Below are 16,720 nucleotides of genomic sequence, written 5' to 3' on the forward strand. Positions count from 1 at the left end.
TAGGCTCTTGTCATGGGTTGGTACACACCACAATCGGTCGCCCCGGATCTCTCCGACATCCTGGTGTGTGGCTGGACGGCGTGCGCAGAAGGTGAACACCTGCTCGTGCCCGATGCTTGCATGGACGTGCTGTGGATACGTGGCGTCGGCATACGCGTCTGTGGCCCCGAAACCGCTGCATGGTCATTCACTCTTCCGCCCGGAACACGCTCCGTGGGTGTTCGATTCCGCCCTGGATCGGCATCGCCGATGTTGCGAACCTCGGCGTCCGAGCTTCGAGATTCTCGCGCTGACCTCAGCGCTGTAACCGACGCACGCACGGAACGAATACTGTTGAACCGCTTGGAAAATTCCGACGACCACGAACAAGTCTCGATCCTCGAAAGCGCTGTCCGGAGTTGGGCAAGTTCGAGTTTCCGTCACGATCCGGTGATCAACCACGTCCGCACCGCACTGTCCGAACATTCGTGGAATGTCAGCACTCTCGCCGACGCGGCGGCACTGACTTCGCGCCAACTCCAGCGTCGATGCAACGACGCCTTCGGATACGGCCCTGCAACGCTGCGCTCGATCCTGCGCCTCCAGCGTTTCATGGCGCTCGCTCGCAGTCGACCCGCACTGGGCCTCGCTGAATCCGCAGCCCACTGCGGATTCAGCGATCAGGCCCACTTGACGCGTGAATGCCGCCGAATCTCTTCGCTGACCCCGGCAGCTCTACTGCGAACCCAAGCCCCCGACTGGCACGGGTCGGATACCGTTGTCGCGCTGGCAGAGGGAGACGCGGTCGCATGATCGCTACCGCGCTCCCCCGCCGTCACTTCTGACTGAAAAGCGTCCTGGCAGACCACAGCCCGCCGAGGGAGAGCACTGCGACCGTCATGTAGTAGTAGCTCGGAGCGTCGAGCGAGCCTGTTGTACTGATCAACCAGGTCAAGACCAACGGCGCGATTCCGCCGAGCAAGGTCACGCCGAGGTTGTACGACAAAGACATCCCGGTAGCCCGGATCTCCGCCGGGAACAGCGAACTCATCAAGGCAGGCAACGGGCCGAAGGCAAACGCCATGATGACGCCCAGGGCCGAAACAACCAGGACGAGCGTCAGAGTCGAGGGGTGATCGACCATCAGTTTGAAGAGCGGCCAGGCCAGGACGATTGCCGCAACGGCGGCCCAGGTCATAACTCTCGCAGGTCCGACCCGGTCTGCAAGATGACCGATCAACGGCACGGTGATCAAGGTGACCAGTCCGGCGACGATTCCGCCGAGGTAGCCGGCAGAGGCGGATACTCCGAGGTTCTTCACGGCAAACGTCGGCATGTACAAGATGAGGTAGATCGAGATCGTCGCGACGCCGACTACTGCGGCGCCGGTCAGCACCCGGCCGAGATGCCTGGTCAGCGTCGTCTTCAGCGGGGCCTTTTCCGGGACGCTCGTCTTGAAATCGTCCGTTTCATCGAGCTTGGCGCGGATGTAGAGACCGACCGGCCCGACGATGATGCCGAAGAAGAACGGAACGCGCCAGCCCCACGAGTAAAGCGCTTCATGCGAGAGATGGGTATTGAGAACGTATCCGAACAACGATGCCAGGAAAACCGAAGCACCCTGGCTGGCAACCTGCCAGGAAGAGTAGAACGCCTTCTTGTGCGGTGCAGTTTCCACGAGGAAGGTTGTAGCAGTACCGAATTCACCGCCAGCGGAGAATCCTTGAATGAGTCGCGAAACCAGGATGACGACGCCGGCCCACGGCCCGATCATCGAGGTCGTCGGCGCCACGGCCATGATGAGCGTGCCGATCATCATCAGCATCATCGTCAACGTCAAGGCGTTCTTGCGCCCGCGACGGTCGGCATAGCTTCCGAGAACCATCCCGCCAAGCGGCCGGATGACGTATGAGATCGCGAACGTCGCGAACGTCAGTATCAAGCCGAGAGTGTTGTCGCCGCCGGGAAAGAAGTTATGGGCGATGACCACTGCAAATGATGCGTAGACGATGACGTCGAACCATTCGAGCGCAGCGCCGAGCGAACTGCTGATCACCGCCTTGCGAGCAGCGGCCAGGCGTTCCGGGGTGACTGCTCCGGAGGTTGGCGTAGTTGCCGTGGACATGGTTTTCCTTAGGGGGTGAGGGTGGGTCAGGCGCGGGCGTGAGCGATGACGTTCCGAACGAACTGCTCGCACTGTGCCAATTGGTCAAGTGTCACGTACTCGTCAGGTGCATGCGCCTGAGTGATGCTTCCCGGCCCACACACAACAGTGGGGACACCGATACTCGCGAACATCCCGGCCTCGGTGGCGTACGCGACCTTTTCGTCCGAGGGTCGACCACCCCATTGTTCGACCAGTGCGGCCGCCGAAGCATTCGCATCCGTCTCCAGGGGAGGAACCGAGGCCGACACGTGCATCGTCACGGAGGCTGACGGGTTTTCTTCCTGCATCAGGTTTTCGATCCGATTCGCCTCGGCGGCAAAGCGTTCGAGCAAATCTGCGGCGCCAGCTGAGCTGATGCTCCTGAATTCGAAAGTGATGGAGCAATCCTCGGGGACAGTGTTCACTGCGATCCCGCCGGATACGAGATTGACCGAGCACGTCGTCCAGGCCACGTCGAATGCGTCGTCGTACGGGCCGGACGCACGGAGCTCGTCGGCCGTGCTTCTGACGAATCGAATCAACTCCGCGCCGTATTCGATCGCGTTGACTCCTTGCGGAGTAAGCGACGAGTGCGCCGAAACACCATGCAGATCAACACGTATGACGTTCATCGACTTGTGTGCGCGAATGACCCGCATCTCCGACGGCTCTCCGACGACGCACACATCAGGGCGCAGGTTCCGGGAAACAACCTCCTCGACCAACCCGGCCGCACCGATGCAGCCGACTTCCTCGTCGTAGGAGAATGCAAAGTGAATCGGCTTCGCCAGCGGCCGAGCAACGATGTCGGGGATCGCCGCGACAACGATCCCGATGAACGACTTCATGTCGCACGTGCCACGTCCGTACAGACTTCCGTCGCGAATTTCGGGAGTGAAAGGGTGGCTGCTCCAGTCTTGATCGTCGACCGGCACTACATCTGTATGGCCGGAAAACATCACTCCACCGGCAGTGCTTCCGTCAGGAGGCGTGAATGTTGCCAACAGGTTCAGCTTGGAACCCTCGTCGTCGGAAACGAGTATCGGCTCGACCCCGTGGCGACGTAGTTCCGCGGCGATGAGATCGATCAACGGTCGATTGCTCACGGCACTCGTCGTATCGATTCCGATGAGGCGCTGCACCCAGTCGAGACTTCTCTCGGTTGGAACAGCGGACAACGTGGTGGACGACATCTGGGTTCTCCTTTCACAGCACGAACGCGGTGGGCACTTGCCACCGCGTTCTGCCCTTCGAGCATGAATGAAGTGATCCCAGACACAATGAAGATGCACGATACTTGCAACATGATCGAAGAAACGCAGGATTCCGCCGTGCTCGACGACGTCGACCTCGCCCTGATCAATTGCCTGCAACTCGACCCGCGAGCGTCGTGGCGCACGGTTGGTGACGCGCTCAAAGTTGATCCGGTTACCGTCGCGCGCCGCTGGCAACGGCTACAGGACTCCGGCACCGCCTGGGTCTCCGCGAGGGCAACCGGCCACGGCCGTCCGGAATCGTGTCTGGCTTTCGTGGAAGTCGACTGTACGACTTCGAACGCCTTGGCGATTGCGGAACGCCTTGCCCGCTGGCCGCAGGTTCTGAGCGTCGAACACACAAGCGGCCCAGGCGACTTGACCCTTCTCGTCGAGGTCAGAGACATGGCTTTCCTGTCGCGTTTCCTGCTTCGCTCACTCGCGTCGGTGCCCGGGATCGTCAGTTCGCGTGCGCACCTCGTCACCGAGGTCTTCGCGATCGGAGACGACTGGAAATTGCAGGTACTCGATGCCACGCAGCGGGCGGTGATGACAGACCGGCCTGTGCGCTACAAATATGCTCCGACGGATCAGCGCCATCACGGGAAGACTTTCGACGCGGTCGACCGCCAATTGATATTGAAGCTGGGCGAGGACGGTCGATCCTCGATTGCCGAGCTCACGGTCGGTACCGGCCTCAGCGAAAGTACGGTCAGGCGGCGACTTGCCGAACTGACGTCGCGCAACCAAATCGTGTTCCGTTGCGACGTGTCTCTACCGCTGTCCGGCTGGCCCCTCGTGACCTGGGTGTGGGGATATGTCGATCCCACGGACCGGTCGACGATTCGTGCTCTGGTGGAGCGAGTGTCTGGAACACGAGTGTGCATGCGGATATCCGGTGGACGCGCCAACACACTGCTCGCGATCGCCGCACACTCCCTTCGCGAAACTCCCATTACCGAAGTACAACTCGCACAAGAGGCACCGGGCCTGGTGGTGCTGAACAGGTCAGTGGTGCTGCGATCGATGAAGAGGGTGGGCCGACTTCTCGATGACGAAGGCAAGAGCGCCGGGGTCGTACCGATGGACATCTGGGCGGAAGCCCCGGAGATCGAGTGAATGTCCGAAATAATCAATCATGACGCGCCGCGGTGGAGAAGGATTGCTGTCATGACTTCAACAGAGATCTCCCCCGCCCAGCGTTATCGGGATCTGGCCGCCGGATTCACGGCGCGGATCGACGCCGTACCCGCCGACCGCTGGGACAACGATTCCCCCTGCGAGGGCTGGACCGCCCGCGACGTGGTGAGACACGTGCTCGACAGCGAACGAGACATGGTCAAGGTAGTCGGCCTGGAATTGGCACCCGGTCCGTCGGTCGACGACGACCCGTCGGCAGCCTGGGCGGCCGTCCGAGATTCGATGCAGGCCATTCTGGACGATCCGGCAAAGTCCACCCTCGAATACGACGGGCACTTCGGCCGGACCAACCTCGGGGCCACGGTCGAGGGGTTCTTGTGTTTCGATCTGGTCATCCACGGTTGGGATCTCGCAGCCGCGACCGGCACCGATACGACGATGCGTGACACGGACGTGGAGTGGGTGTCGGAGATCGCCGCGGGCCTCGGCGAGTCGATCCGCATGAGCGGTGTGTGCGGCCCGGAAATACAGGTTCCGGACAACGCTGACAAAGCGACGAAACTCCTTGCCTTCCTCGGCCGGAAGGCGTGAAAAAGTACCCCTGACGTGGGCATTACTTCCATACACATGTAATGTCGCGGTATGCCGGAACGCCGAAAATCCTCCACGAGTCCAGACCTGCTTGCGGCGGCATTGTTCGATGTCGCCGCGGAATCCGGACTGGAAAATGCCAGCGTTCGCGAGGTCGCAAAACGGGCGGGCGTCTCGATCGGCGCAGTGCAACATCATTTCTCGACCAAGGACGAGATGTTTGCATTCGCACTGCGAACACTCGTCGATCGATTGTTGACGCGACTGGCCGAATCGTCCGCCGACGCGGACCCGCATACCGCCCTGTTCCAGGCGCTCTCGCAACTCCTGCCCCTCGACGAGCAACGCACGCGTGAGGCGCATGTGCTAGCCGCGTTTGCCGTGCGCGCCGCAACCAGTGAGTCACTCTCCGAAATCCGCCGGACAACCCTGTTCACAATCCGCACCGGCATCTCGACAGTTCTGATCGGGATCGGAACTCCGGAAGCGGAAACCAGAGCGGCACTTCTACTTTCAACCGTCAATGGATTGGCCCTCGACGCACTCGGAAGCCCCGCCATGTATCCGCCGCAGTACCTCGATCACGCTTTGGAAACCCAGATCCGCCTCACCCTGCACGACGCCGAGAACCCGCTCGCCTCCGTCGGGCTCGCCAGCTGACGTGGCAGGAGCAGGACGCTTCGCGCCGAGCCCGTCCGGCGATCTCCATCTGGGAAACCTCCGTACCGCCCTCTTGGCCTGGCTGTTCGCCCGCACCAGCGGGCGCGACTTCCTCATTCGCGTCGAGGATCTCGACCGTGTCCGACCCGGCTCGATGGAACGACAACTCGACGATCTGCGCAGGCTCGGCCTCACATGGGACGGCCCAGTCGTCTTACAATCGCACCGTCTTCCCTTGTACCACAACGCTATCGAACTATTACGCGAGCGCCACCTGACCTATCCCTGCTTCTGCACACGCAAGGAGATCCTGCAGGCACCGTCCGCTCCCCATGCTCCCGATGGCGCCTATCCCGGCACTTGCCGGAACCTGTCGACGGTCGAACGCGCCGAGAAATCGGCAAGCGGCCGATCCCCCGCGCTGAGGCTACGGGCCGACATCGATTCGTTCACCGTGCACGACCAACTGTTCGGCGAGGTGACGGGGCAAGTCGACGACGTCGTACTGCTCCGCGGAGACGGCGTACCCGCCTACAACCTCGCCGTGGTCGTCGACGACGGTGCGCAGAACATCGACCAAGTGGTCCGCGGCGACGACCTCCTGACCTCGGCGCCGCGTCAGGCGCACCTTGCTCAACTGCTCGACATCGAACCGCCGTCGTACGCCCACGTTCCTCTCGCGTTGAACAGTGAAGGCAAACGACTCGCGAAGCGCGACGGCGCAGTGACTCTGGCCGATCAACTCGAGGCCGGACGCAGTGCCGAACAGGTCCTGACAATGATCGCGTCGAGCATCGGTCTCGCTGAACCCGGCGAAGTTGTCACACCACCCCAATTGGCGGATCGATTCGACTCTCGCAAGATCCCCCGAACCCCGTGGATTTTCCCGGCGAAGTAAGTGAAGTTTCAATCGGCACCTCGTCGGGACAAAAGCTCGATTGTCCGATATGACAAAGCCGTCCGCAATAGCTATTCGTTGGCAATTCTCGATTAGTGAAGTACGGTCAAGACTGGCGAAGGAAATTCAGGGCGAGTAGTCCCTGCAAAACTACGCCCGGGATCTGAACCTGGGATCCGACCGCAGTACCCACTTGCAGCATCCACGCTGACACGCACGTGCGGCACGGGCGACTCAGGACGAAAAGGAATACGCATGGTCCGCGAGCTTCGCGAGGCACTCGACGACCATCAATTCGAGGTGTTGTATCAACCCCAGGTCAATCTGAACTCGTCAGCAATTATCAGCTATGAAGCACTTCTGCGGTGGCGCCATCCGCTTCGAGGGTTGATCGAACCCCAAGATTTCATGCGCTCCGCCGAATCCTCTGGGCTCATCATTCCCATCGGGCTGCAGGCTCTGGACATGATCTGTGCCCAAACAGCGTCGTGGCCTGAGCACATGATGGTCGCGGTCAACTTTTCACCTCGCCAACTCGCTACCCCGCACGCCGCTCACGAGATCCTCGGAGCGCTGGACAGTTCAGAAACCCCACTGAGCAGAATCATCGTGGAAGTCACCGAACTCGGCGTCGTGGGTCGGCATGCCGCCGAGACCCTTCACGTCTTGCATAACGAGGGAATTCGAATCGCGCTGGATGATTTCGGGGCGGGCTTCGCGTCTTTCTCCGCGTTGTCGGAATTGCCGCTCGACATTCTCAAGATCGACCAATCCTTGACCTGGGCCGTCAGCGCAGCGGGTCGTGCTGGAGACCGCGCCTTCATGGTCATGGAGTCAATCGCCGACATCGCTCGGAAGCTCGGTCTGGATTCGATCGCCGAGGGCGTCGAAACCGCGGAACACGCAGCCAACGTCTTGCAGGCCGGCTGCGACATGGGCCAGGGCTATTACTTCGGGAAGCCGCTTCCTGCGTCGTCCATAGTCACTCCCGTGTGAGCGCCAGCCACTTCAGTACGACGACGATGCGCTCGCGATGAGTGCGACCACGAGAATCACGGCAAAAATAGCCAAGAAGGTTGCTCCGACCGCAATTCCGGCTATCGCAAGCCCGCGTCCCTCTTGACCTGTCTGCTTGATCTGGTTGAGCGCGACGATTCCCAAAATGATTCCGATGATTCCGCCGAGACTGTAGAAACAACCGCCTGCAAGCGATACCACCAACGACGCAATTGCGAGACCATTGGTGCCGACTGGCTGCATCGGCGGGATGTATCCACCAGCGAATTGGTTCGGTTGACCGTACGCATTCGGCGGTTGACCGTATTGGGGCTGTCCGTATTGAGATTGTCCGTATTGTCCGTGTTGCTGATATTGATTCGGCTGATATTGATTCGGCGGTCCGAAATTCTGCGGCGGCAGGTATGGATTGGGTTCACCAATTCCACCCGGCTGAGGCGTATTACCGGTTGGGTTGTACGACGGCGGCGGATAACCCGGGTACTGCTCGTTGGGAGTGGTATATCCGGGAACTTCAGGTGAAGACTGCGTTTCGGACGGGGACACGCCGTACCCCTCGGGCGGCAGGCTCGGAAATTCTCCGTATCCAGGTTTTGCCTGGTAATCGCTCGAAGAATCGTCGTTGTTGCCCCCGGAACTCGTCATACAACGCAGCCTAAACCACAGGTGACCTCCGAATCCAAGTGAGCAGATGTCATCCACATCGCTCTTTGATCCCAGTAGGGTCATATCCACTGTCACACTCGAGCGCGATATTTACGACTGAGGGGAACACATGACAACCGGCGGGTACGACCCCAACCAGAATCCAGAAGGAGGGAAGCAATTCCCACCCCAGGATCCATATGGCCAGCAGGGAACACCTCCTCCCGGAAGTTACCCACCTCCCGCAGGCCCCCCGCAGGGCGGTAGCTACCCGCCTCCTCCACAGGGCGGGAACTTCCCGCCCCCTCAAGGTGGCAACTACCCGCCGCCCGGTGGATACCCGCCGCCTCCGCAGGGCGGCAACTTCCCGCCGCCTCCGCAGTTCAACGACCAAGGTGCGTACGGCGGAGGAAATCGACTGCCCTCTGGCGCCGAAGCCGGTGGACTGGGTATTCGATTCGGCGCTCGCCTTATCGACTACATCATTCTCGGCCTAGTGGTCGGGCTCCTGATCATCTTCGTCGACTCGGGATACTGGATAACAGGCCTGCTGACTGCCCTTCTGACATTCGCATATTTCGTTGGGTTCGAGGTCACACAAGGTTGGACCCCAGGCAAGAAGCTCCTTGGGCTGTCGGTGAAGGCCCCGGGAGGCGCGGGCCTTCCCACTCCGCAGCAGTCCGCAATTCGCAACGCATTCAACCTCTTGTCGATCATTCCGATCATCGGAGGACTTCTCTCGCTCGTTGCGTACATCGTCATCGCGGTCACCATCAACAACAGCCCCACCAAGCAGGGCAAGCATGACGAGCTCGCTGGTGGGACTCAGGTAGTCAAGGGTTAGGTAGACATATATGACAACCGGTGGGCAAGACCCCAACCAGAACCCAGAAGACGGGAAGCAATTCCCACCCCAGGATCCGTACGGCCAGCAGGGAACACCCCCTCCGGGGAGTTATCCTCCACCGGCCGGTCCTCCGCAGGGTGGAAGTTATCCCCCGCCCGGCGGCTACCCGCCGCCCCCACAGGGCAACTTCCCTCCACCCCCGCAGGGGGGAAGCTATCCCCCTCCCGGCGGAAACTACCCGCCTCCCGGTGGGTACCCGCCTCCTCCCGGTGGTGGCAACTTCCCGCCTCCGCCCCCGAATGACTACGGCGCAGGCTTCGGCGCCCCCCAGCTTTCTGTGGGTGCGGCAATTTCCTACGGCTGGAACAAGTTCAAAGACAACGCACTGGTCTGGATCGGGATCTCGATCATCGCTTTTCTGATCGCCGGACTCATCCAGGGTGCTTTCAACGGCTTCGACTACACCAATACCGAATTCAGCGCGCTGTCGATCGTGGGTGGATTGGTCACCGCAATCGTCGGCTACATCATCCAAGCCGCATTCCTTCGTGGAGCGTTGAGCGAATTGGACGGAATCAAGCCGGCTTTCGGCACCTTCTTCCAATTCACGAACATCGGTGCAGTTGTTCTCGGCGGTTTCCTTGTCGCCGTCGCCACCTATGTCGGTTTGGTTCTGTGCATCATTCCCGGCATCATCGCGGCGTTCCTGCTCTACTACACGCTGACCTTCATCGTGGACAAGAATCAGGATGCGATTTCGGGCATCAAATCGAGCTACGCGTTGACCTCGTCGAACGTCGGAACGTTGATCCTGCTGGCGCTCGCTCTGATCGGTATCAACATCATCGGCGCACTGCTGTGCGGAATCGGTCTTCTCGTGACGGCGCCCGTCGCGCTGATCGCCAGTACCTACGCATACCGCGTGCTGACCGGCGGCCATGTAGCTGCCTGATCAGTTCGTTTGCATCACCGAAGGCCCTGCGGTTCCACGTGAAACCGCAGGGCCTTCGGTGTGTTCTGCGCAACTGGACGGTCGCCAACTCGCATCCGAGCGCCTTGTGGTGCTTGGATGACGGACGTGACAGCTCAGGATCAGCAAGACGAATCGACCCACGAAACCAAATTTGCGCACGTCAGCCGGGGTTATTACCCGACGATCGTCGCGCTCTTCACCGCAACGCTGCTGATCTCGAACGTGGCGGCGACAAAGGGGGTCGCCTTCTTTGCGGATTCCGACTTCTCGCTCGGTCCCTTGCAGATTCTGCCCATCATCACCGATGGTGGATTCTTCTTGTTCCCGCTTGCCTACGTCCTCGGTGACGTACTCAGCGAGGTGTACGGCTTCAAAGCGACCCGACGCGCGATCTACCTGGGCTTCGGCGCACTGATTCTTGCCGCCGCGTGCTTCTGGATCGCTGTGCAACTCCCGTCGGCAGAGTTCTACGAGAACCAGGCCGCCCTCGAAACCGTGGTCGGCGTCATTCCCCGGCTGCTGGTCGCAGGATTGGCCGCCTACCTCGTCGGCCAGCTGCTGAACTCCCTGGTCCTGGTCATGATGAAAAAGCGCATGCAGGAGAAGCACCTGTGGGCGCGGCTGATCGGCTCGACCGTCGTCGGCGAATTCGCCGACACCCTCATCTTCTGTTCCATCGCAGCCGGTGTCATCGGCATCAGTACGTGGGAAGACTTCATCAACTACGTGCTGGTCGGCTTCCTGTGGAAGACGCTTGTCGAGGTTCTGGTCATGCCGATCACCTACCGCGTCATCGCCTACGTGAAGAAGCGCGAACCGACCTACGTCTGAGGTGCAGGCGTCTTCGCCGCATAGAACTTTCCGAGCATGTCCGCTTTGAAGTCGTGGAAGTATCCGCCTTCGATGCTGGCTCGGATGTCGTCGACCAACTTCACGGTGAATCGCTCGTTGTGGATGGTGCACAGCGTCGACGCGAGCATTTCCTTCGCCTTGAACAGGTGATGGATGTACGCGCGGGTGTAATTGGCGCAGGTGTAGCAGTCGCACTCGTCGTCGATAGGCGTGAAGTCACGACGGAATCGGCTGGTATTGATGTTGAACCGGCCGGAGCGGACGTAGATCGCGGCATTGCGAGCAACACGCGACGGATTGACGCAGTCGAAAGTGTCCGCGCCGTTCTCGATTGCGACGAAGAAGTCGTCCGGTTCACTGATGCCGAGCATATGACGCGGCTTGGTCTCGGGTAGTTCCTCGTTACACCAACGCACAATTGTGCCGAGGTTCTGCTTCTCGAGGGCGCCGCCGATGCCGTACCCGTCGAAGCCGTATCCGTTCTCGCCTTCGATCGACTCGAGGCCACGGCAGGCTTGACGACGCAGATCTTCGTACTGCGCGCCTTGGATCACCCCGAAGAGAGCCTGATAGGGCTTCTCGGCGCGTTCAGCGGTGAGCTTCTCGTGCTCGTTGATGCAGCGGATCGCCCACGCCTGCGTGCGCTCGACCGATCGCTCCTGATAGCCGCGGGTGTTGAGCAACGTGGTGAGCTCGTCGAACGCGAACATGATGTCGGCACCCAGCTGATGCTGAATCTGCATCGACACCTCGGGGGTGAACCGATGCTTGCTGCCGTCGAGGTGCGATTTGAACGTCACGCCCTCGTCGTCGACCGTCGCGAGACGCTCCTTGCCCTTTGCGATGACGTCGTCGGACTGCACGCCGACGGCCTCCATCGCGAGCACCTTCTTGAACCCGACACCAAGAGACATCACCTGGAAGCCACCGCTGTCGGTGAAGGTAGGCCCGTCCCAGTTCATGAACTTGCCCAACCCGCCGGCCTCGTCGACGATGTCGGGTCCCGGCTGCAGGTACAGGTGGTACGCATTAGCGAGCAACGACTGCGCACCGAGTTCCTTCATGGACTCGGGCAGCACGGCCTTGACCGTGGCCTTGGTTCCGACGGCCACGAACGACGGCGTCGCGATATCGCCGTGCGGTGTGTGGATGGTGCCGGTTCGTCCGAGTCGGTCCTCGAGCCTGGTCCCCATGGTGAAAATCGACTCGGGACGCTTGTCGACGGCGGGCACGGGCGGTGTCGGAACTGCAGAAGTCACGGGCTCAATCCTGTCACAGCTGCAGAAAGGGCCACGTCGTGCAGTATCGCTCCGTCACGATCCCGAGGATGTCGACACGGCAATTGTTGCGGTGAGCGCCGCAGTGGTGGCTGCCTGCGTCGCCGCGATCGACTGCCGCACTGCCTCGCTCGCCCAGTTTCCTTGCGACAGCACTTTCGCTCGCGCTTTCGCCGCCTTGAACTGATCGGCCGGAACGACCACCTTAAGCATGTTCGCGCCTGCCAAGATCGACACCAATGCACCTTCGGTGGGGGTGGGTTGGCGGACCCCCAGCAGAATCTCACGAAGCACGAAGCGCAGTTGATCCTCGTACCGCGGATTGGTCGCCGGCCATCTAACGGTCGGAAAGAACCCGAGCACTTGATGTTCCACGGCCGTCACAATTCCGCGGGCTCCCATACCCGCATAGAGCGCCTTCCTTGCGCCCTTCGCAAGTCGGTTCACCACCGCAGTTGGCCGGGCCGGTGGTTTCTCGGCCAGCCGTGCCAATGCAGCGTTGAGAGTGGGATCCGCGAGTGGCCGATTGTCGATGACGACTGCCCGCGCCCGCCATCCGGCGCCGTCGAGGCGGACGCGGTCGGCAAGCACAAGCTCGACCAACAAGGCGCCTCCGAGCGCAACATCGACGTAGGACGACGAACGCAGCAGCTTTCCGCTGACGTCGTCGGTGGCGAGCAACAGCAGATCCTCGGCAATCAGCATGCTCACCACCGTAGTAGTGCGATTAGATCTCCGCGCCCACGAATTGGCTGTTGTACAGACGGAAGTACGCGCCGCGGGATTCGAGCAGAGCCTCATGGCTCCCCTGCTCCACGATGCGGCCTTCCTCCATCACCACGATCAGGTTCGCATCACGAATTGTCGAAAGACGGTGCGCGATGACAAAACTGGTGCGGTCACTGCGCAGAACCGCGGTGGCGCTCTGAACCAGTAGTTCGGTGCGTGTGTCCACCGAACTGGTCGCCTCGTCGAGGATCAGAATAGACGGCTGCGAGATGAAGGCGCGGGCGATGGTGATGAGCTGCTTCTCGCCGGCACTGACGTTGCTGCCTTCCTCGTCGATGACCGTGTCGTAACCCTCAGGCAGAGAGTGCACGAACTTGTCGACGTAGCTCATCTCGGCCGCGCGACGAATCTCCTCGTCGGTGGCACCGGGCTTGCCGTACGCGATGTTCTCGCGGATGGTTCCACCGAACAGCCACGCGTCCTGCAGAACCATGCCGATGCGTGAACGCAGATCGTCTCGCGTCATGTCGGCGATATCGATGCCGTCCAAAGTGATTCGGCCCGAATTGAGTTCGTAGAACCGCAGGATGAGGTTGACGAGGGTGGTCTTGCCTGCCCCGGTGGGGCCGACGATGGCAACCATCTGGCCGGGCTCGGCGGTCAGGGACAGGTCCTCGATCAGCGGCTGTTCCGGCTTGTAACTGAAGGTGACGTTCTCGAACTTGACGCGGCCCTTGTCAACCGTGGGCGACTTCGCGCCCTTCGGGTCCTCCGACTGCTCGTCTTGGTCGAGCAGCGCAAAAACACGCTCGGCCGAAGCGACACCGGACTGCAGCAGATTTGTCATCGACGCGATCTGCGTGAGCGGCTGGGTGAACTGACGCGAGTACTGGATGAACGCCTGCACGTCGCCGAGCGTCATCGTTCCGGATGCGACGCGCATACCACCCACCACTGCGATGGCAACGTAATTGAGGTTGCCGAGGAACATCACGGCCGGCATGACCAGACCGGAGATGAACTGCGCCTTGAAGCTCGACTCGTACAGATCCTCGTTCTGCTTGCGGAAGCGCTCCTCGACCTCGTGCTGGCGGCCGAACACCTTGACCAACTCGTGACCGCTGAATGCTTCCTCGACCTGTGCATTGATTCCGCCGGTGCTCTTCCACTGCGCGACGAAGTGCTTCTGCGAACGTTTCGCGATGAACGCCGTGACCATGATCGACAGCGGAACAGTTGCCACTGCAATCAGGGCGAGCAACGGTGAGATCCACAGCATCATCACCAGAATGCCCAGGACGGTCATCACCGACATGACCAACTGGCTGAGCGTCTGCTGCAAGCTCTGCGCGACATTGTCGATGTCATTGGTCACGCGCGAGAGTACGTCACCGCGGGCATGGGTATCGAAGTACCGCAAGGGAAGTCGATGAATCTTCTGTTCGACGTCCTCACGCAGACGGCGAACGGTCCGTTGCACAACGATGTTGAGCAGATACGCCTGCAGCCAACTGAACAGCGACGCGCAGACGAACAGCAGCAGCACGATCATCAAGACCTTGCCGACGGCGTCGAAATCGATTCCGGTTCCGGGCACAACGGCCATGCCGGACACCATGTCGGCGAGTTGACCCTGCCCCGAAGCACGCAATCCTTCGACAGCCTGTTCCTTTGTCGTCCCCGGCTGGAGTTGCTTACTGACGATGCCGTCGAAGATCAGATTGGTGGCGTTTCCCAGGATCTTCGGCGCGATCGAGGAAAGTACGACGCTTGCCGTCACCAAAGCGAAGATCAGGATGACGATCGGCTTGTCCGGGCTCAAGCGACCGAGGAGACGCTTGAGCGAAGGGCCGAAGTTCATGGCCTTCTTGGTGGGATCGCCGCCGCCGGGCGGGCCGATGGGAGGCGAGGAAGTCGGTCGATTACTCATGATGCGTCCTGTACGGCTAGCTGAGAGGCGACGATTTCGCCGTAGGTGGGACAACTGACCACGAGTTCGTCGTGCGTGCCGATCCCCACGATGGCGCCGTCGTCGAGCACGATGATCTGATCGGCCTCGACGATAGTGGAGATACGCTGCGCGACAACGACTATGCAGGCGTCTTGCGTGACCGGCCGGAGCGCCGCACGCAGCCGTGCGTCGGTAGTGAGGTCGAGTGCCGAGAAGGAATCGTCGAACAGATAGATCTGCGGCTTACGCACCAACGCTCTCGCGATGGCGAGTCTCTGACGCTGACCGCCCGATACCGTCGTACCGCCTTGTGCCACCGGTGTGTCCAGGCCTTCTGGCATGGCGCGGACGAAGTCGGCAGCTTGGGCGATCTCGAGGCACTCCCACAGCCATTCGTCGGTAGCTTCGGGGTTTCCGTAGCGGAGATTGGTGGCGACAGTGCCGGAGAACAGATACGGCTTCTGCGGGACCAGACCGATCACCGAGCAGAGCAGCTCCGTGTCGATGTCGCGGACGTCGACGCCGCCCACCGATACCGATCCGGAGGTGGAGTCGATCAATCGCGGAATCAGGTTGAGCAGAGTGGTCTTTCCCGACCCGGTGCCGCCGATGATCGCCGTCGTTTTGCCTGGTTCGGCGCGGAAGGTGATGTCGCGCAACACTGGCTCCTCGGCTCCGGGGAACTTGAACTGAGCTCCACGAAGTTCGACGACGCCCGGGTCCTTCAACTCCAGGACAGGATTCTCGGGCGGAATCACCGAGGAATCGGTGTCGAGTACCTCGGAGATACGTTCGGCGCACACCGACGCACGCGGCAGCATCACCGCCATGAAGGTGGCCATCATGACGGCCATCAGGATCTGCATGATGTAGCTGAGCATCGCGGTGAGCGAGCCGATCTGCATCGAACCCTCGTTGATCTGATGGCCACCGAACCAGATGACCGCGACGCTGGTGACATTGCTGATCAGCATCACGAGCGGGAACATCAGTGCCATGAGGCGGCCGACGCCGAGTGCAGTCTCCGTCAGTTCGCGGTTGGCGTCGCCGAAACGCTCTACCTCGTACGGTTCCCGTACAAACGCTCGGACGACGCGGATGCCCGTGATCTGTTCGCGAAGAACACGGTTGACGGCGTCGAGGCGGCCCTGCATGACCCTGAATCCGGGGACCATCCGGGCAATCAGGAAACCCATCGAGACTACGAGGAGCGGGACGCTGATCCCGAGGATCCAGGAAAGATTCAGGTCCTGTCGTAGAGCCATGATGATGCCGCCGATACACATGATCGGAGCCATGACGAGGATGGTGCAACTCATCACGACCATCATCTGTACTTGCTGGACGTCGTTGGTATTGCGGGTGATCAGCGAAGGCGCACCGAAGTGCCCGACTTCCCTGGCCGAGAACGTCCCGACCTGATGCAACACCGACGCTCGGAGATCGCGCCCGACGCCCATGGCGACTCGCGCTCCGAAGAAGACGGCACCCACCGAGCACAGGATCTGCGTCAGCGTGACCATCAGCATCATCCCGCCGGTGGAGAGGATGTAGCCGGTGTCGCCTTTGGTCACGCCGTTGTCGATGATGTCGGCGTTGAGACTCGGAAGGTAAAGGGCCGCCATAGTCGAAATAAACTGCAGGACGACAACGCCCGTGAGTTCACCCCGGTACGGCGTCAGATAAGTGCGCAGCAGCCTGATCAGCATAGTGAGCGAAGGTTACCAATCCTGGCCGACATGTGCCGCTGGATATTTCGATA

The 16,720-nt window shown here is 61.0% G+C and carries 16 protein-coding genes; 9 read left to right on the forward strand and 7 right to left on the reverse strand.

Annotated elements, in window-relative coordinates; genetic code table 11:
• Positions 1–12: 12 nt before the first annotated feature.
• Positions 13–792, forward strand: a complete 780-nt coding sequence (locus H351_RS01280; protein WP_029254278.1) for a helix-turn-helix domain-containing protein — start codon at positions 13–15, stop codon at positions 790–792.
• A gap of 22 nt (positions 793–814) precedes the next feature.
• Here H351_RS01280 and H351_RS01285 read toward each other — a convergent pair whose 3' ends face one another.
• Entirely contained in the window at positions 815–2,104 is a 1,290-nt protein-coding gene (locus H351_RS01285) for an MFS transporter (RefSeq protein ID WP_020905883.1), read from the reverse strand.
• A gap of 26 nt (positions 2,105–2,130) precedes the next feature.
• The gene (argE, locus tag H351_RS01290; RefSeq protein WP_029254277.1) at positions 2,131–3,318 is read right to left on the reverse strand and encodes an acetylornithine deacetylase; all 1,188 of its coding nucleotides are present in this window, start codon (positions 3,316–3,318) and stop codon (positions 2,131–2,133) included.
• Positions 3,319–3,429: 111 nt separating this feature from the next.
• Here argE and H351_RS01295 point away from each other — a divergent pair, with 111 nt between their 5' ends.
• From H351_RS01295 to H351_RS01315, 5 genes are all read left to right on the forward strand, one after another.
• Complete coding sequence (locus H351_RS01295) at positions 3,430–4,497, forward strand: Lrp/AsnC family transcriptional regulator (RefSeq protein ID WP_232253112.1); 1,068 nt, start codon at positions 3,430–3,432, stop codon at positions 4,495–4,497.
• 51 nt (positions 4,498–4,548) lie between these two features.
• The gene (locus H351_RS01300; protein WP_020968193.1) at positions 4,549–5,109 is read left to right on the forward strand and encodes a TIGR03086 family metal-binding protein; all 561 of its coding nucleotides are present in this window, start codon (positions 4,549–4,551) and stop codon (positions 5,107–5,109) included.
• Between the two features lie 51 nt (positions 5,110–5,160).
• Complete coding sequence (locus H351_RS01305; RefSeq protein ID WP_019746515.1) at positions 5,161–5,769, forward strand: TetR/AcrR family transcriptional regulator; 609 nt, start codon at positions 5,161–5,163, stop codon at positions 5,767–5,769.
• A 1-nt stretch (position 5,770) separates the two neighbouring features.
• Positions 5,771–6,667, forward strand: a complete 897-nt coding sequence (gluQRS, locus tag H351_RS01310) for a tRNA glutamyl-Q(34) synthetase GluQRS (protein ID WP_029254276.1) — start codon at positions 5,771–5,773, stop codon at positions 6,665–6,667.
• A gap of 255 nt (positions 6,668–6,922) precedes the next feature.
• Positions 6,923–7,663 (forward strand): EAL domain-containing protein, encoded by a 741-nt coding sequence (locus tag H351_RS01315; protein ID WP_019746513.1) that lies wholly within the window; start codon positions 6,923–6,925, stop codon positions 7,661–7,663.
• A gap of 12 nt (positions 7,664–7,675) precedes the next feature.
• Here the strand turns inward: H351_RS01315 and H351_RS01320 are convergent, their stop codons facing one another.
• The gene (locus H351_RS01320) at positions 7,676–8,329 is read right to left on the reverse strand and encodes a DUF4190 domain-containing protein (protein WP_029254275.1); all 654 of its coding nucleotides are present in this window, start codon (positions 8,327–8,329) and stop codon (positions 7,676–7,678) included.
• Between the two features lie 130 nt (positions 8,330–8,459).
• On the opposite strand from H351_RS01320, the gene H351_RS32895 reads away from it, so the two are divergent.
• The 3 genes from H351_RS32895 (at position 8,460) to H351_RS01335 (ending at position 10,980) form a co-directional block, all read left to right on the forward strand.
• A complete protein-coding gene (locus tag H351_RS32895; RefSeq protein WP_029254274.1) occupies positions 8,460–9,173 on the forward strand; it encodes an RDD family protein in 714 nt (237 codons plus the stop codon).
• A gap of 340 nt (positions 9,174–9,513) precedes the next feature.
• Entirely contained in the window at positions 9,514–10,128 is a 615-nt protein-coding gene (locus tag H351_RS01330; protein ID WP_019746510.1) for a hypothetical protein, read from the forward strand.
• 117 nt (positions 10,129–10,245) lie between these two features.
• Positions 10,246–10,980, forward strand: a complete 735-nt coding sequence (locus H351_RS01335; protein WP_019746509.1) for a queuosine precursor transporter — start codon at positions 10,246–10,248, stop codon at positions 10,978–10,980.
• Here the strand turns inward: H351_RS01335 and tgt are convergent.
• From tgt to H351_RS01355, 4 genes are read right to left on the reverse strand one after another with little or no spacing between them, the layout of a single operon-like run.
• A complete protein-coding gene (gene tgt, locus H351_RS01340; RefSeq protein ID WP_029254273.1) occupies positions 10,971–12,260 on the reverse strand; it encodes a tRNA guanosine(34) transglycosylase Tgt in 1,290 nt (429 codons plus the stop codon). The two genes, H351_RS01335 and tgt, sit on opposite strands and share 10 nt — an antisense overlap.
• Positions 12,261–12,314: 54 nt before the next feature.
• On the reverse strand, positions 12,315–12,983 hold the full coding sequence (locus H351_RS01345) for a GOLPH3/VPS74 family protein (RefSeq protein ID WP_020905872.1): 669 nt from the start codon (positions 12,981–12,983) through the stop codon (positions 12,315–12,317).
• A gap of 22 nt (positions 12,984–13,005) precedes the next feature.
• Entirely contained in the window at positions 13,006–14,937 is a 1,932-nt protein-coding gene (locus H351_RS01350; protein ID WP_020968186.1) for an ABC transporter ATP-binding protein, read from the reverse strand.
• Positions 14,934–16,667, reverse strand: coding sequence for an ABC transporter ATP-binding protein (locus H351_RS01355; RefSeq protein WP_029254272.1), 1,734 nt, complete (start codon positions 16,665–16,667; stop codon positions 14,934–14,936). The genes H351_RS01350 and H351_RS01355 overlap by 4 nt, the downstream gene beginning before the upstream one ends.
• Positions 16,668–16,720 lie beyond the last annotated feature (53 nt).

This window comes from Rhodococcus erythropolis R138 (assembly GCF_000696675.2).
Taxonomy (GTDB): domain Bacteria; phylum Actinomycetota; class Actinomycetes; order Mycobacteriales; family Mycobacteriaceae; genus Rhodococcus_F; species Rhodococcus_F erythropolis.

Excerpts from the sequence above, each read along its gene's own strand:
- H351_RS01280 (WP_029254278.1), top strand. The coding sequence starts at position 13 with ATGGGTTGGTACACACCACAATCGGTCGCCCCGGATCTCTCCGACATC.
- H351_RS01285 (WP_020905883.1), bottom strand. The coding sequence starts at position 2,104 with ATGTCCACGGCAACTACGCCAACCTCCGGAGCAGTCACCCCGGAACGC.
- argE (WP_029254277.1), bottom strand. The coding sequence starts at position 3,318 with ATGTCGTCCACCACGTTGTCCGCTGTTCCAACCGAGAGAAGTCTCGAC.
- H351_RS01295 (WP_232253112.1), top strand. The coding sequence starts at position 3,430 with ATGATCGAAGAAACGCAGGATTCCGCCGTGCTCGACGACGTCGACCTC.
- H351_RS01300 (WP_020968193.1), top strand. The coding sequence starts at position 4,549 with ATGACTTCAACAGAGATCTCCCCCGCCCAGCGTTATCGGGATCTGGCC.
- H351_RS01305 (WP_019746515.1), top strand. The coding sequence starts at position 5,161 with ATGCCGGAACGCCGAAAATCCTCCACGAGTCCAGACCTGCTTGCGGCG.
- H351_RS01315 (WP_019746513.1), top strand. The coding sequence starts at position 6,923 with ATGGTCCGCGAGCTTCGCGAGGCACTCGACGACCATCAATTCGAGGTG.
- H351_RS01320 (WP_029254275.1), bottom strand. The coding sequence starts at position 8,329 with ATGACGAGTTCCGGGGGCAACAACGACGATTCTTCGAGCGATTACCAG.
- H351_RS32895 (WP_029254274.1), top strand. The coding sequence starts at position 8,460 with ATGACAACCGGCGGGTACGACCCCAACCAGAATCCAGAAGGAGGGAAG.
- H351_RS01335 (WP_019746509.1), top strand. The coding sequence starts at position 10,246 with ATGACGGACGTGACAGCTCAGGATCAGCAAGACGAATCGACCCACGAA.
- H351_RS01345 (WP_020905872.1), bottom strand. The coding sequence starts at position 12,983 with ATGCTGATTGCCGAGGATCTGCTGTTGCTCGCCACCGACGACGTCAGC.
- H351_RS01350 (WP_020968186.1), bottom strand. The coding sequence starts at position 14,937 with ATGAGTAATCGACCGACTTCCTCGCCTCCCATCGGCCCGCCCGGCGGC.
- H351_RS01355 (WP_029254272.1), bottom strand. The coding sequence starts at position 16,667 with ATGCTGATCAGGCTGCTGCGCACTTATCTGACGCCGTACCGGGGTGAA.